The 15,017-nt window shown below is 72.3% G+C and carries 11 protein-coding genes; 7 read left to right on the forward strand and 4 right to left on the reverse strand.

Annotation, left to right across the window (positions count from 1 at the left end; translation table 11 throughout):
- Window positions 1-274 precede the first annotated feature (274 nt).
- The 4 genes from ACWGJ2_RS18640 (at window position 275) to ACWGJ2_RS18655 (ending at window position 2,710) form a co-directional block, all read left to right on the forward strand.
- Window positions 275-901, forward strand: coding sequence for an IS607 family transposase (locus ACWGJ2_RS18640; RefSeq protein WP_453347202.1), 627 nt, complete (start codon window positions 275-277; stop codon window positions 899-901).
- On the forward strand, window positions 898-1,194 hold the full coding sequence (locus ACWGJ2_RS18645) for a hypothetical protein (protein ID WP_453347203.1): 297 nt from the start codon (window positions 898-900) through the stop codon (window positions 1,192-1,194). The genes ACWGJ2_RS18640 and ACWGJ2_RS18645 overlap by 4 nt, the downstream gene beginning before the upstream one ends.
- The gene (locus ACWGJ2_RS18650) at window positions 1,157-2,068 is read left to right on the forward strand and encodes a hypothetical protein (protein ID WP_453347204.1); all 912 of its coding nucleotides are present in this window, start codon (window positions 1,157-1,159) and stop codon (window positions 2,066-2,068) included. Before ACWGJ2_RS18645 ends, ACWGJ2_RS18650 begins: the two co-directional genes overlap by 38 nt.
- A gap of 99 nt (window positions 2,069-2,167) precedes the next feature.
- A complete protein-coding gene (locus ACWGJ2_RS18655; protein WP_453347205.1) occupies window positions 2,168-2,710 on the forward strand; it encodes a zinc ribbon domain-containing protein in 543 nt (180 codons plus the stop codon).
- Window positions 2,711-2,831: 121 nt separating this feature from the next.
- Here the strand turns inward: ACWGJ2_RS18655 and ACWGJ2_RS18660 are convergent, their stop codons facing one another.
- Window positions 2,832-5,054, reverse strand: coding sequence for an ABC transporter ATP-binding protein (locus tag ACWGJ2_RS18660; RefSeq protein WP_453347206.1), 2,223 nt, complete (start codon window positions 5,052-5,054; stop codon window positions 2,832-2,834).
- Window positions 5,051-6,805: an ABC transporter ATP-binding protein gene (locus tag ACWGJ2_RS18665; RefSeq protein WP_453347263.1), complete on the reverse strand. Its 1,755-nt coding sequence runs from the start codon at window positions 6,803-6,805 to the stop codon at window positions 5,051-5,053. The genes ACWGJ2_RS18660 and ACWGJ2_RS18665 overlap by 4 nt, the downstream gene beginning before the upstream one ends.
- 501 nt (window positions 6,806-7,306) lie before the next feature.
- On the opposite strand from ACWGJ2_RS18665, the gene ACWGJ2_RS18670 reads away from it, so the two are divergent.
- Entirely contained in the window at window positions 7,307-8,155 is an 849-nt protein-coding gene (locus ACWGJ2_RS18670) for a glycosyltransferase family 2 protein (RefSeq protein ID WP_453347264.1), read from the forward strand.
- Window positions 8,156-8,224: 69 nt separating this feature from the next.
- Here the strand turns inward: ACWGJ2_RS18670 and ACWGJ2_RS18675 are convergent, their stop codons facing one another.
- Window positions 8,225-9,529, reverse strand: a complete 1,305-nt coding sequence (locus ACWGJ2_RS18675) for an MFS transporter (RefSeq protein WP_453347207.1) — start codon at window positions 9,527-9,529, stop codon at window positions 8,225-8,227.
- A gap of 84 nt (window positions 9,530-9,613) precedes the next feature.
- Window positions 9,614-11,980 carry a glycogen debranching protein GlgX gene (gene glgX, locus ACWGJ2_RS18680; protein WP_453347208.1) on the reverse strand — a complete coding sequence of 789 codons (2,367 nt, stop codon included), beginning with the start codon at window positions 11,978-11,980 and terminating at the stop codon, window positions 9,614-9,616.
- A 192-nt stretch (window positions 11,981-12,172) separates the two neighbouring features.
- Here glgX and ACWGJ2_RS18685 point away from each other — a divergent pair, with 192 nt between their 5' ends.
- Both ACWGJ2_RS18685 and ACWGJ2_RS18690 read left to right on the forward strand, forming a co-directional pair.
- Window positions 12,173-13,423 carry an Ig-like domain-containing protein gene (locus tag ACWGJ2_RS18685; RefSeq protein ID WP_453347209.1) on the forward strand — a complete coding sequence of 417 codons (1,251 nt, stop codon included), beginning with the start codon at window positions 12,173-12,175 and terminating at the stop codon, window positions 13,421-13,423.
- A 172-nt stretch (window positions 13,424-13,595) separates the two neighbouring features.
- The gene (locus tag ACWGJ2_RS18690; protein WP_453347210.1) at window positions 13,596-14,879 is read left to right on the forward strand and encodes a L,D-transpeptidase; all 1,284 of its coding nucleotides are present in this window, start codon (window positions 13,596-13,598) and stop codon (window positions 14,877-14,879) included.
- Window positions 14,880-15,017 lie beyond the last annotated feature (138 nt).

Genomic DNA, 15,017 nt, shown 5'->3' on the forward strand with positions numbered 1-15,017 from the left:
GAGTGGCACCGAAGGGCTGTCCGTGGCACCGGAGTGACGCAAAGTTGGCCAGAAGTCGTCCGTTGACGAAAAAACGGTGTCCGCTGAGCGAACCTGACGGTCACGCGTGGCGCCGCGCGGCGGAATCAACGGTTCCCTGACCTGCGGCGCGGCGGAGCCGTGGCCTCCGCCGCGCCGCAGGCGTGGCCGCGTGCCGCCGTGCGACCGTCACGACCTGGACAGGTTCAGCAGCTTCCTTAGTTATCCCTAGTGTTGTGCCTATATGGTTGCGGGTATGGAGTTGCTGCGCATGTCCAAGGCTGCGAAGCGTCTCGGGGTACACCCGATGACGCTTCGCCAGTGGGCGTTGGACGGCAAGATCCCGTTCATCTGGGTCGGGCGTGAGCGTCGGTTCTCCTCGGTGGACGTGGAGAACATGAAGCGCGGCAGCGACTCCTCGACTTCCCGTCCGCGCCTTGAGCTGCTGTATGTGCGGGTGTCCGGCCCGTCAGGGCAGGGGTCCTCGCTGGAGGCACAGGAGGCCGAGTTGCGGGCCAGCTCGAGCGGGACGGTCGTCGAGGTCATCAAGGATCGCGGCTCCGGCTTGAAGGAGGACCGGCCCGGCTTGAACCGGGTGATCGCGATGGTCTCGGACGGTTCTGTGACCGTGGTGCGGGTGACGCATGAGGATCGGTTGGCTCGTTTCGGGATCGGCTGGCTCAAGCGGCTGTTCGCCGTGTACGGCGTCACCGTTGAGGTGCTGCACCCCAAGAAGCCCGGCGGCCGGGACGAACTCCTCGAAGACTTCGTCTCGCTGGCGACGACGTTCGCCGGGCGGCTGTACGGGATGCGTAGTGCGGACAACCGGCGTCGCCTGCTGGCCGAGTCGGGACAGTGCAGCGCGTGGGGCCGTGTCGAGTGAGCCGTAAGCTGCCGCTCGCCGACGGCGAGACTTCCCGTACCGCGTGCGCCCGCGTCCTGGTCCGCCGCGAGGTGGACGAGAAGACCGGCGAACTCCTCACCGGTGCCGCTGTGGTGGAGCGTGTCGGCTGGTGCGCCGATCTGGTGACCGGCATGGTTGCCTCCCTGCTCGGTCAGCACTGGAACACCGCAGACGTGGACACCCTGGCGGGCCGGGGTGGATCCCGGAGGCCGTACGCTGCCGACGAACGCGTGGATGGCGCTGCGGCGTCTCGGCTGGACCGTCAGTTCTGACGCGAAGGTCAACGACCGGATGGTGCGTGCCGCGCAGGAGCAGACCGGGCGCCTGCTGCGGTCGGTGAAGTGGCGCGCCGATGCGGCCGCCGGAATCCTGGCTACCTGGCCCGTTGATCCGAACAAGCGCACCGAAACCGAGTGGGAAGCGGTGCGTGCCGCGATCCCCGGTGGGGAGCACCTGCCATCGAGCGTGATCCGCTCCCGCACCCGGCAGATCACCGACTTCAAACGCAAGAACGGCCGTCTCCCGGCTGATGTGTTCGAGCTGGAACCGGCTCCCCGTGCCGCGCGGATGCTGTTGCTGGCCGCCTGTGATGGGCAACAGGCGTCGATCGAGCGGTCCGGGACCGAGCCGGCGAGGGTTCTGCTGCGGTTGCAGCTACCCGCCCGGCCCGATCCGCAGCAGTACGCGCACTGGTCGTGGGTGGCGTGCACGATCACGCTGCCGCCCACGGTCCCCGCGAACGCCGTTGTGCACCTGCCGACCCTGCGTGTCGTCGGCGGAAAGGTGCGGGTCGACCTTGCCTACACCCACCCCGTCCCCAAAGCCCAGCGCTGCGGGCACACTGTCGCGCTCGGTGTGGACTGGGGTCTCAACACGCTCCTCAGCGCGGGCGCTGCCCGCCTGCACGACGACGGCCGGATCACTGCCCTTGGCGCGGGCGCGCAGTTCCGCGCCTGCGGTGTGCTCGCCAAGCAGTACCGTCTGCGGAAGCAGTCCGAGCGGCTGCACGCCAAGACCGCCCAGTACACGCGTCTCGCCGGCCCCGTCTTGGAGGCGAAGCGAGCCGTGCTGGCGGAAGAGATCCGGCGCGTCTCGGGGCGTCGCTCCCACCTCAACGACGCATTGGCCTGGGCCGCTGCCCGTTGAGCCGTAGACCAAGCCGTTGCGGCGAGGGCGACGGTCATCTGTCTGGAAGACCTGCGGTCGATGGAAGCGGGCGGCACGGACCGCACGCAGAACACCCGCATGTCCCAGACCGTGCGTGGGCGGATCGCTGACCGTGTGCGGCACCTCGCCGCCGAAGTCGGCATCGCCGTGGTGGCCGTGCCCCCGGCAAACACGTCCAAGCACTGCCCGCACTGCCTCACCCCACTGCGGCACCGCAAGGCCCCGGACAGGCCCACCGTCTCCGGCTGGAAATGGGCCGTCTGCCCGTCCTGCCGGTGGCAGGGCGACCGCGACCAGGGCGCGTGGCAGCGTATCGCCGCACGCGGCCTCACCCATCAGACCAAAACCGTCGTGGACAAGACCAGCAACACCATGGTGATCCGCAAGGTCGTGGACACGATGGAGACCAAAGCCGTCATCACGGCCACCGAGAAGACCAGCCGGACCGACCGGTCCCCAAGACCGGCCCCACCCGGTCACGAGCCAACCGTCCCGCGCCCAGGCGACGTGGGATTCCCTCCCCGGCCAGACCTTCGGGTCCGGCCGGAAAGCGTCCGGAGGGACACGCACCAACGAGCCGGACCTGGCTGCCCCGCGCAGCCCACCGGCACCAGGGCGTGACCGCGATCAGCACACCCACCACCGGCCACCGGCCACGCGGAGCAGCACTCGGCGCGGGATTCCATCTCCACGCTCACGCCACCCCGCCCAAGTGGGCAGATCCCACGTCGAACCCTACGGTTCACATGGGATCACTTAGCTGATCAGAGACGCTGTCCCGCCAGGCCCGGTGCAGCCCGGCGAAGCGGCCCTCGCCTGTGCCGTTCGCGCTGCCCGCGGCGCCCGTGCCGTCCGCGCCGCCCTTGCCGTTCGCGCCTCTGCCGTTCGCGCCGCCCGCGATGAGCGCGTCCGGCGCGCCGTCCTCCACGATCCGCCCGTCCTCCATCACCAGCACCCGGTCCGCTATCAGCACGGTGGAGAGCCGGTGCGCGATGACCACGGCCGTACGGCCCCGCAGCACCGTCGCCATCGCGCGCTGCACGGCGCGCTCGCCGGGGACGTCGAGCGAGGACGTCGCCTCGTCGAGGATCAGCACGGACGGGTCGGCCAGCAGCGCCCGCGCGAAGGCCACGAGCTGCCGCTGCCCCGCCGAGATGCGCCCGCCCCGCTTGCGGACGTCCGTGTCGTAGCCGTCGGGCAGTGCGGCGATGAAGTCATGGGCGCCGATGGACTTCGCGGCGTGCTCGATCTCGGCGCGGGTGGCGTCAGGGCGGCCGATGGCGATGTTCTCGGCGACCGTCCCGGAGAAGAGGAACGCCTCCTGGGTGACCATGACGACCCCGGCGCGCAGCGTCGGCGTGTCCAGGTCGCGCAGATCGGTGCCGTCGAGGAGGACCCGGCCCGACGACGGGTCGTAGAAGCGGGCCAGCAGCTTGGCGAGGGTGGACTTGCCCGCTCCCGTCGCGCCGACGACGGCGACGGTCTGCCCGGCGGGCAGCGTCAGATCGAAGCGGGGCAGCACCTCGCCGCCCGTGCGGTAGGTGAAGCGGACGCCGTCGAAGACCACCTCGCGGCCGGGGCGTGCGGCGTCGCGCGGGGGCAGCGGACTGGGCTCGGCGGGCTCGGGCACGGACGGCGTCTGGGCCAGCAGCCCGGCGATCTTCTCCAGCGAGGCGGCGGCCGACTGGTACGAGTTGAGGAAGACGCTCAGCCGGTCGATGGGGTCGTACAGCCGTCGCAGGTACAGCGCCGCCGCGGCGAGCACCCCCAGTGCGAGGCCGTTCGAGGCGACGCGGTAGGCGCCCCAGATGACGAGCGCGGCGAGGGCGACGTTGGCGACGAGGCGCGAGCACACCACATAGCGCGCCGTCTCCAGGATGGCGGCGCCGTTGACCTCGCGGTGCGCGCCGTTGAGCCGCGCGAACACGGCGTCGTTCGCGCGCTCGCGGCGGAAGGACTGCACGGGGCGTATGCCGTTCATCGTCTCGGCGAACTTCACGATGATGGAGGCGATGGCCGTCGACTTCGTGCGGTAGACGCGCAGCGAACGGTGGTGGAAGTTCCGCATGAGCAGGGACAGCGGCAGGAAGGAGAACAGCGCGGCACCGCCGAGACCGGCGTCCAGGTAGAGCAGCATCGCGAGGATGTAGACCGTGGACAGCAGCACGGCGAGCAGCTCCTGAAGCCCCTCGTCGAGGAGTTCGCGCAGCGACTCGACGTCCGTCGTGGCGCGGGATATGAGGCGCCCCGAGGTGTAGCGGTCGTGGAAGTCGACGCTGAGGGCCTGCGCGTGCCGGTATATGCGCGCGCGCAGTTCCAGCAGCACACCCTGGTTGATGCGGGCCGCGGCGAGGATGAAGGCGTGCTGGAAGCCGCCGGACGCGAGCGCGCAGAGGAGATAGGCGGCTCCGACGGCCAGGAGCGGGCCGGAGTCCTCGTGGTCGCGCAGGGCGGGGACGGCGCGGTCGATGGCGAACGCGACGAGCAGCGGGCCCGCCTGGACGGCGGCCTGCTGGAGGAACAGCAGCAGCGCCGCGACGGCCACGCGCCCGCGCCGCGGGCGCAGGAGCGACCCGAGCAGCTTCCGCGAGGCGCCCGGGGGCGCGGGGAGGACGTCCCGGGTGAAGGGATCGTCGGCGGCGGGAGCGGGGTTGGGGGCGGGGTGGGGCTCGGGCGTGTGCGCGGTGCCTGTGCTTGCGCCGGGGCTGGACGTGGGGGTGCCCGTGCCGGTGCCGGTTCCCGTGCCGGTGCGGCGGGTGTTGACATGGCTGGTGCCGGTTCCGGTGTCCGTGCTGGTCCCGGCGCCGGTCCCTGCGCCCGTGCGGGTGCCGGTTCCCGTGCCGGTGTCGGTGCTGTTTCCCGTGTCGGGTCGGCGGACGGTGACGTTGTCCGTGTCCGTGTCCGTGCCGGGGCGGGGGTCCTCTTCGGCGCTGTGCGCGTTCGCGCCGCGTACGGTGCTGGTCAACGCTCCCCCTCGTCCCTGTCGTCCTCGTCGTGTTCCTCGCCGGACATCAGATGGCGGTACTCCGTGTTGCTCCGCAGCAGTTCGTGGTGGGTGCCCACGGCCGTGACGCGTCCGCCAGAGAGCAGCGCCACGCGGTCGGCCAGTTGGACCGTCGAGGGCCGGTGCGCGATGACGAGCGCGGTGGTGCCGGCCAGCACCTCGCGCAGCGCGGCCTCGACCGCCGCCTCCGTGTGCACGTCCAGCGCGGAGAGCGGGTCGTCCAGGATGAGGAACCGGGGCCGCCCGACCACGGCGCGCGCGAGCGCCAGCCGTTGCCGCTGTCCGCCGGAGAGGCTCAGCCCCTGCTCGCCGACCTGGGTGTCGGCGCCCTCGGGGAGCGCGCCGACGAAGCCGTCGGCCCGCGTGACCCGCAGCGCCCGCGCCAACGCCTCCTCCTCCCCGGCCCGTTCCTCGTCCGTCTCCCTCCCGTCGTCCGAGGCGCCCATCAGCACGTTCTCGCGCACGGAGGCCGAGAAGAGCGTCGGCTCCTCGAAGGCGACGGCCACCCGTGCGCGCAGCACGTCCCGTGGCATGTCCGCGATGTCGGCGCCGTCGAGCGTGATCCGTCCGGCGGTGGCTTCGTGGAGCCGGGGCACGAGCGCGGCGAGTGTCGTCTTGCCGCTGCCCGTGCCGCCGACCAGGGCCATGGTCTCGCCGGGGCGTATGTGCAGATCGACGCGTTCGAGCGTGGCGGGGGAGCCGGGCGCCGCGTCGGGATAGCGGAAGCCCACCCCGTCGAACCGCAGCCCGCCGTCCGCCTCCTCGTTCCCACGCGCGCTCACACCCGTGTGCGCGGGCGCGGGCGCGTCCGCTGGCAGGGGCGCGTCCATGACCTCGAAGAAGCGGTCGGCGGCCGTCGCCGCCTCGTTGCTCATCGCCAGCAGGAACCCGATCGAGTCCACGGGCCAGCGCAGCGCCAGCGCCGTGGACAGGAAGGCGACCAGGGTCCCGGCCGACAGCTCCCCGTCCGCCACCTGGAGCGTGCCCAGCACCAGCGCGGCGCCGATGGCGATCTCGGGCAGCGTCATGACCAGCGCCCAGATGCCCGCCAGCAGCCTCGCCTTGCGCAGCTCCGTGCCGAGCAGCCGCTCCGAGAGGACGCGGAAGGCGCGGGCCTGGCTGCGGTGACGGCCGAAGCCCTTGATGATCCGTATCCCGAGAACGGCCTCCTCGACCACCGTCGTCAGATCCCCGACCTGGTCCTGCGCGCGACGTGCCGCCACCGCGTACCGCGTCTCGAAGACGGAGCACAGCGCCACCAGCGGGATCACGGGCCCGAGCAGCACCAGCCCCAGCACCCACTGCTGCATCAGCAGAATCGCGCAGCCCACGAGGATCGTGGCGCCGTTGACCAGCAGGAACGTCAGGGGAAAGGCGAAGAACATCCGCAGCAACTGGAGATCCGTCGTCGCGCGCGACAGGAGCTGCCCGCTGGCCCAGCGGTCGTGGAAGGAGACGGGCAGGCGTTGCAGCCGTTCGTAGAGCCCCGCCCGCATCGTGGCCTCCACGCCCGCGAGCGGCCTGGCCACCAGCCAGCGGCGCAGCCCGAACAGGACCGCCTCCGCCACACCCACCGCGAGGAGCAGGGCCCCGCCCAGCCACACCCCTCCCGCGTCCCGCGCGGCGACGGGCCCGTCCACGATCCACTTGAGCACCAGCGGGATCACGAGCCCCATGCACGAGGCGACGACACCCACGAGCGCGGCGGACATCAGCCGCACCCGCACCGGCCGCACATACGGCCACAGCCGCACCAGCGAACGCACGGCCGAGCGCCGTCCCTCGGCAGCGACGGGCGCGGACGGGGACACGGACGGGGACGCGGAAGCACCGGGCGGCGCTCCGTCCGGTAAGGGGCTGCTGGCGGCTGTGGCAGTCACGATTCACGAGAGTACGGACCGCCACTGACAACGCTCATCCGGTTTTCCCGGCCCGTTCCCCCGGCCCCGCCCGCGCCCCCTCACCACCGTTTTCGCTCCCCGCGCGCTCCCCGCGACACCTGTGCGCGCCCGCGGTCCGTACCCGCGCGCCGCCCGTCCGCATGGCATCCCGGACACCCGCGTCTGAACGCGGCATGCCGTGCGGTGGCGGGAACGGTGAACAACTAGCATCCGTCCATGACCGCGTACGCCCAGCCCCAGCCCGAGCAGCGCAGCCGCGTCCAGCGCCCCGAGCCCCAGGGGAGGCCGCGGCTGGGGGTCGCCGTCATCACCATGGGCAACCGGCCCCGCGAGCTGGAGGCGCTGCTGCGCTCTGTGGCCGAGCAGGACGTACGGCCGACGCGCGTCGTGGTCGTCGGCAACGGCACGCCCCTGCCGGAGTTCCCCGCGACCCTGCCCCCGGTGACCAAGGTCGAGCTGGACGAGAACCTCGGCGTCACCGGCGGGCGCAACGCGGCGCTCGACGCGCTGCTCGCCCACGGAGACGTCGACGTCGTCATCGACCTGGACGACGACGGGCTGCTGGTCGGCCGCGACGTCTTCGGCCGCATCCAGGACCTGATGGCGCACGACCAGGGACTCGGCGTCCTCAGCTTCCGCATCGCCGACGAGACAGGGCACACACAGCGCCGCCACGTCCCGCGCCTGCGCTCGCGCGACCCGATGCGCGGCGGCCTGACCACGACGTTCCTCGGCGGCGGCCACGCGCTGCGCACGCGCATGCTGGAGGAGACCGGCGACTGGCCCGACGAGTTCTTCTTCGCCCACGAGGAGACGGACCTCGCCTGGCGCGCGCTCGACGCGGGCTGGAAGGTCCGCTACGCGCCCGAACTGCTGCTCCAGCACCCGCGCACCTCGCCCGCGCGGCACGCCATCTACTACCGGATGACCGCGCGCAACCGCGTCTGGCTCGCCCGCCGGAACCTCCCGCTCCCGCTCATCCCCGTCTACCTCGGCACCTGGACGCTGCTGACCCTGCTGCGCACGCGCTCCCTCGTGGGGCTGCGGGCCTGGGCGGGCGGCTTCGCCGAGGGGGTGCAGACCCCGTGCGGGGAGCGCAGGCCGATGCGCTGGCGGACGGTATGGCGCATGACCCGGCTCGGACGGCCGCCTGTCATCTGACGCGGGTCATCTGTCATCTGTTACCTGTTATCCGTCATCCGTCATCTGACACCCGTCGCCCGTCGCCCGTCACCCGGCGGCCGACGCCCGACGCAGGTTCCTGATCGCGGGGACGGACAGCAGCGCGGCCGAGACGACGAGCGCCATTGCCCCGCCCAGCAGCAGCACGGTCCGCGCCCCCAGGAACTGCGCCGCGGGGCCGGCGAGGGCCTGGCCGGCGGGCAGCATCGAGAGTGAGCCCGCGACCTCGTACGCGTGGATGCGGTTCAGCACAGGGCCCGGCACCTGCGTCTGCACGCTCGTGGCCCACATCACGCCCCAGAACCCCATCGCCGCACCGGACAGCGCGGCCCCGCTCATCATCAGCGGCAGCGGCAGATGCGCGCCCACGGCGGCCGGGAAGAAGCAGGACCCGAACATCGCGACGGAGCCCGCGCGGAGCTGGTGCAGCGGCCGTATCCGCATGGCGAGCAGCCCTCCGAGCGCCGTGCCCGCGCCGAGGGCCGAGTTGACGAGTCCGTACGCGCCCGCGCCCAGCGACGGGATGATCTCCGAAGCGCCCAGCGGCACCAGCGGTCCCGTCGTCGTGATCATGTAGACCATCCAGATGACGATGACGCCCCACATCCAGGTGCGCGCCCTGAACTCCCGCCAGCCCTCGACGAGATCGGCCCGGTAGCTGCTCCGGGCCTCCCCAGCAGCCTCCGCGGCCCCCGGCACGTCGCGCGGCATCCGCAGCAGCGTCAGGCACAGGGCGCTGAGCGCGTACGTCGCCGCGTGCGCCGCGAAGACGCCGCCCGCCGAAGCGACGGCGACCAGCAGGCCCGCCAGCGCGGGCCCGGCGAGCATGGCCATGGACTCGGCGGTGCGGACGGCGCCGTTGGCGGCCTGGATGTCGCGGGCCACCCGCGGGACCGTGCTGGCGACCCCGGGCTGGAACAGTCCGGCGGCGATCCCGTTGACAGCGCCGATCACACAGATCTGCCACAGCACCACGTGTCCCGTGAGGAACAGCACCGAGGCCAGCCCCTGCGTCCCCACCCGCACCAGATCCGAGCCGACCATCAGCGCACGCGTGTCGAACCTGTCGCAGAAGACCCCGCCGAAGACGACGAAGCCAGCGAAGCAGACCGTGAAGACGGCCAGCGCCCCGCCGATCGCACCGGGGCCGTGCCCGTGCCGGAGCAGCCCGGCCGACAGGGCGATCGGCAGCATCGCGTCGCCGAGCTTGGCGACGGCCCGCGCGGTGAAGAAGAGCAGGAAGTCGCGCGACCAGAGCCTGCCGGGCGGCCCGGACGGAACGGGCCCGGGAAGCGACGGGGGAGACGCGGACGAGGCCGGCGGGGAGGGGGAGGAGGGGGAGGCAGCGGTCACAAGGCCGTCAGTGTGGTGCGGCCCCCTCGCCCCGTCCACAGGATTAACGGCCGGGCGCCCCGTCCTCCAGCGCCCCTGAAGCTCCTACCGCACCCGCAGCAACCGCACCGAGCGCGCCGGAAGCGGAAGCACCTCGCCGGCCTCGTGCACCGTCCCGGGCGGCTCCGTCTGGTCCTCGCGTGAGGTGTCGACGGCGAGCTCGTACCGTCGCCCCCACGGCGGCCCCGGCAGCGTGAACGCGCCCGCCTCCGGCTCGGCGTGCAGCACGCACAGGAAGCTGTCGTCCCGCACGGGCGCCCCCTTCGCGTCGCGTTGCGGAATGTCGCGCCCGGAGAGGAACATCCCCAGCGTCCTGCTGGGCCTGAACCAGTCGGGCTCCGTCATCTCCTCGCCGCTCCCCGTGAACCACGCCAGGTCCCGCAGCCCCTCGGGACCGTGCGGGCGGCCCGAGAAGAACGCCTTGCGCCGCAGTACGGGGTGCTCGCGCCGCAGCCGCAGCAGCCGCGACGTCAGCGCGAACAGCTCCCCCCAGCCACCCCCGTCGCCCCCGCCCGCGCCGCTCCCGTCGCCGCCGTCCCGGAGCAGCGACCAGTCCACCCAGCTCGTCGCGCCGTCCTGGCAGTAGGCGTTGTTGTTGCCGCCCTGCGTGCGCCCCATCTCGTCGCCCGCGACCAGCATCGGCACGCCCGTGGACAGCAGCAGCGTCGTCAGCATCGCCCGCAGTTGCCCGCGGCGCAGGGCGTTCACGGCCGCGTCCCCGGTCTCGCCCTCGGCGCCGCAGTTCCAGGCCCGGTTGTCGTCGGTGCCGTCCCTGTTGTCCTCGCCGTTCTCCTCGTTGTGCTTGGTCTCGTAGCTGACGAGGTCGCGCAGCGTGAAGCCGTCGTGCGCGGTGATGAAGTTGACGGAGGCGTACGGGCGCCGGCCGCCCCAGGCGTACAGATCGCTCGACCCCGAGAGCCGGTAGCCCAGGTCCCGTACGTCGGGCAGTGCGCCCCGCCAGAAGTCGCGGACGGTGTCGCGGTAGCGGTCGTTCCACTCCGTCCACAGGGGCGGGAAGGCGCCCACCTGATAGCCGCCGCTGCCCACGTCCCAGGGCTCGGCGATCAGCTTCACGCGCCGCAGCACGGGGTCCTGGGCGATGACGGCCAGGAACGGGGAGAGCATGTCCACGTCGTGCATGGAGCGGGCCAGCGCGGAGGCGAGGTCGAAGCGGAATCCGTCGACGCCCATTTCCTGCACCCAGTAGCGCAGCGAGTCGGTGATCAGCCGCAGCGTCTGGGGCTGCACCACGTGGAGGGTGTTTCCGCAGCCGGTGTAGTCGGCGTAGCGGCGCGGGTCGGGCGCCAGCCGGTAGTAGCCGCGGTTGTCGATGCCGCGCAGCGACAGCGTCGGCCCGTTCTCGCTGCCCTCGGCCGTGTGGTTGTAGACCACGTCCAGGACGACCTCGATCCCGGCCGCGTGCAGCGCCCGCACCATCCGCTTGAACTCGCCCACCTGCTGGCCGCGCGTACCGCTGGCGGCGTACGCGGCGTGCGGCGCGAAGTACCCGATCGAGTTGTAGCCCCAGTAGTTGCGCAGCCCCCGGCGCAGCAGATGGTCCTCGTGCGCGAACTGGTGCACGGGCAGCAGCTCCACGGCCGTCACGCCCAGCCGCGTCAGATGCCCGATCGCGGCCGGGTGCGCCAGCCCCGCGTACGTGCCCCGCAGCTCCTCGGGGACGTCCGGATGGCGCAGCGTGAACCCGCGCACGTGCAGTTCGTAGAGGACCGAGTCGGCCCACGGGGTCTTCGGCCTGCGGTCGTCGTCCCACGCGTCGTCGTCGTCCACGACGACGCCCTTGGGGACGTGGGGGGCCGAGTCGTGGCCGTCGCGCACGGTGTCGGCCAGGTCCTGCTGCGGCCAGTCGCGCACATGCCCGTAGACCTCGGGCGGCAGCGTGAAATCGCCGTCGACGGCGCGCGCGTACGGGTCGAGCAGCAGTTTCGCCGGGTTCCAGCGCGCCCCCGTCCACGGGTCCCAGCGCCCGTGGACGCGGTACCCGTACCGCTGCCCGGGGCGCACCCCCGGCACGAAGCCGTGCCAGATCTCGTGGGTCAGCTCGGCCAGCGGGCGGCGCGTCTCGGCGCCCAGCTCGTCGAAGAGGCACAGCTCGACGGCCTCGGCGCCGCCCGCCCACAGCGCGAAGTTCGTGCCCGCCACGCCGTCGGGTCCGATGTGGTGGCGGGCCCCCAGCGGCTGCGGGCTCCCTGGCCACACGGCGCCGTGGCCCGCGACGGCGCCCGGCTCCCACCGAGGGGCCCACGGGGACGCCGGAGCGGACGCGGGCCCTCCGCCGTCCGGGGGGCGCGCTGCGGGGGAGCCGTGGCCGTTGGACCGTGGCGGTGACGGGGCACCGGCCAGCCCCTCAGCCAGCCCGTCGGCCGGTGCTCCCTGCTCCGGTGCGTGCGACACGTGGCTGCCTCCCGCGGCTCGCGGCTCGGTCGGACCACGGGCGCGCGGCGTCCCGGCCGGGCGCTGGTCTGCGGTCCTCGCCCCGATTCTTCCCGAAAGGGACACCCCGCTCACACGCGTGATCGATTCGTTTCCCGGACGGAGTACGGTCGTTGGTCCCCGCAAACGGCGATCTCGCGGGGGTGCGCGGCGATGGAGTGGTCGGAGTGCGGCGGCGGTGCGAGCGGTGCGAAGGGCGCGGAACCCGCGCGAGGGCGCTTCCGCACGCCCCGTAAGTGGCTGTCTGCGGTCCTCGCCGCGTCCGTCTGCGCCCTCTCCGCCGCCTGCGGCGTCGCCGCCGACGGGAAGCCGTCCGCGCGGTCCATCCGGGTGACCCCGCACGACGAGGCCAGGGGCGTGCGCGCCGCAGGGCCCCTGGAGGTCTCCGTACGCGAGGGGCGGCTCGAGCGCGTACGCGTCCTGCGCAAGGGCGACGCGCAGCGGCGCGCCCTGCCAGGACGCCTCTCCGGCGACGGGCGCGTCTGGCGGCCCGCCGAGGAGGCCGGGAAACTGGCGCTGGCCAGCGAGTACACGGTGGACGTCGTCGCGCTCGACGGAGACGGCCGCCGCACGGCCCGGCACACCACCTTCAGGACGCAGGTGCCCGAGCACCGCTTCATCGGCTTCTTCACCCCCGAGCACCGGCAGACGGTGGGCACCGGAATGATCCCGTCCATCGACTTCACCCGGCCCGTCGCCGACCGCGCCGCCGTCGAGCGCGCGATCACGGTGCGCGCCGAGCCGGGCGTGGAGATCGCCCCGCACTGGTTCGGCCGCTCCCGCCTCGACTTCCGCCCGCGCACGTACTGGCGCCCCGGCACCCGCGTCACCCTCGACCTGCGGCTGCGCGACGTGAAGGCGGCACCGGGCGTCTACGGGGTCCAGCACAAGCGCGTCCACTTCACCGTCGGCCGTGACCAGCGCAGCGTCGTGGACGCGGCCCGGCACACCATGACGGTGCTGCGCGACGGCGCGGTGGCCGACCGGGTGCCGGTCACGGCGGGCGCGCCCGGCAACCCGACGTACAACGGGCGCATGGTCGTCAGCGAGAAGTTCGACGTGACGCGCATGAACGGGCGCACGGTCGGCTTCGGCGGCGAGTACGACATCGAGGACGTGCCGCACGCCATGCGCCTCACCGACAGCGGCACCTTCCTGCACGGCAACTACTGGGCGCCCAAGAGCACGTTCGGCTCCGCCAACGTCAGCCACGGCTGCGTGGGCCTGCGGGACACCAAGGGCGGCAGCCCCGGCTCGCCCGCCGGTACCTTCTTCCGCGGTTCGCTGGTGGGCGACGTGATCGAGGTACGGGGCTCCGACGAGCGCACCGTCGCGCCCGACAACGGGCTCGGCGGCTGGAACATGGACTGGGCGTCCTGGCGGGCCGGTTCGGCGCTGCGCTGACCCGTCGCGCTCCCACAGCCTCCCGCCGACCCTCCCGAAACTGCGACGGAACGGTGACAATCGCGGGGGACCCGCCTGCCACCGGGGTGTGGTTATCTAACAACGCATACGCGCGTGTCGCGCGTCGGGGGCGCACGCGGGTGCGCGGGCCGTGCGAGGGGAGTAGCCCGTTTTGGATCTGAAGGCCATCGCCAGGGGAAAACTGTCTCTTGAGGCGATACCGGGGGAGCGCCGTGCTCAGGTCATAGGGGGTTCCGCCGCGGGACTCGCGGTGCTGGTCGTCGTGCTGCTGCTGGTGCTCACCACCTGCGGCGGCGGCAGCGGAGACGCGGGAGCCGACCAGCAGGTGGGCAAGGAAGCGAGCGAGACCCCGTCGAAGGCGGTCGTGAGCATCGCGCCCAAGGACGGCGCCGACGGCGTCGCGACGAACGACGCGCTCAAGGTGACGGCAGCCAAGGGGAAGCTGACCAAGGTCGAGGTCGCCGACTCCAAGGGCGAGCCGGTCAAGGGGGAGATCGCCGAGGACGGCACGTCGTGGGAGCCGGACTCCCATCTGACGACGGACACGAAGTACACCGTGGACGCGGCCGCCCGTGACAGCGAGGGCCGCGAGACCACCGAGCGCTCCACGTTCACGACGCTCACCCCCAAGAACAAGTTCATCGGCCACTTCACCCCGGACGACGGCGACAAGGTCGGCGCGGGCATGCCCGTGTCCATCAACTTCGACCGCGCCATCAAGGACCGCGACGCGGTGGAGGACGCGATCTCCGTCACCGCAGAGCCCGAGGTCGACGTCGAGGGCCACTGGTTCGGCGACCAGCGCCTGGACTTCCGCCCCGAGGAGTACTGGGCGGCGGGAACGAAGGTCACCCTCGATCTGGACCTCAACGGCGTCGAGAGCGCCGACGGGGTCTACGGCACGCAGAAGAAGTCCGTGGAGTTCACCGTCGGACGCAAGCAGGTCAGCGTCGTCGACGCGGAGAAGAAGACCATGACCGTCACCCGCGACGGCAAGAAGATCAAGACCCTTCCGATCAGCTCGGGCAGCCCCTCGAACCCCACGTACAACGGCAAGATGGTCATCAGCGAGCGCCTCAAGGTGACGCGGATGGACGGCCAGACCGTGGGCTTCGGGCGCGACGAGGGCTCGGGCGGGTACGACATCAAGGACGTCCCCCACGCCATGCGGCTGAGCACCTCGGGCACGTTCATCCACGGCAACTACTGGACGGCCCAGTCCCAGTTCGGGCGGGCCAACCTGAGCCACGGCTGTGTCGGCCTCTTCGACGCGAAGGGCGGCGGCGATCCGGACACCCCGGGCGCGTGGTTCTTCAACCACTCGATCGTCGGCGACGTCGTCGAGATCAAGAACTCCAAGGACGAGACCATCCAGCCTGACAACGGCCTCAACGGCTGGAACATGGACTGGGACAAGTGGACCGCCGAGCAGTGACACGCTGAAGCGGTGATGCCGTGATCCCCGGGGGCGGACGAGCCGTCAGAGGCGGGGGCCGGGGGGTGTGGTACCGCCCCCCGCCCGCCCCCCCCCGCCCCCCAAACCGTGGGCGGGACGGCCCGTAAACAGCACCCC

Source organism: Streptomyces sp. NPDC054796, from assembly GCF_053611545.1.

What these genes read in the sequence shown, in the direction of transcription:
- ACWGJ2_RS18640 (WP_453347202.1), top strand. Translation starts at nt 275, where the DNA reads ATGGAGTTGCTGCGCATGTCCAAGGCTGCGAAGCGTCTCGGGGTACAC.
- ACWGJ2_RS18650 (WP_453347204.1), top strand. Translation starts at nt 1,157, where the DNA reads ATGGCGCTGCGGCGTCTCGGCTGGACCGTCAGTTCTGACGCGAAGGTC.
- ACWGJ2_RS18655 (WP_453347205.1), top strand. Translation starts at nt 2,168, where the DNA reads ATGTCCCAGACCGTGCGTGGGCGGATCGCTGACCGTGTGCGGCACCTC.
- ACWGJ2_RS18665 (WP_453347263.1), bottom strand. Translation starts at nt 6,805, where the DNA reads ATGTCCGCCGCGCTCGTGGGTGTCGTCGCCTCGTGCATGGGGCTCGTG.
- ACWGJ2_RS18670 (WP_453347264.1), top strand. Translation starts at nt 7,307, where the DNA reads ATGGGCAACCGGCCCCGCGAGCTGGAGGCGCTGCTGCGCTCTGTGGCC.
- ACWGJ2_RS18685 (WP_453347209.1), top strand. Translation starts at nt 12,173, where the DNA reads ATGGAGTGGTCGGAGTGCGGCGGCGGTGCGAGCGGTGCGAAGGGCGCG.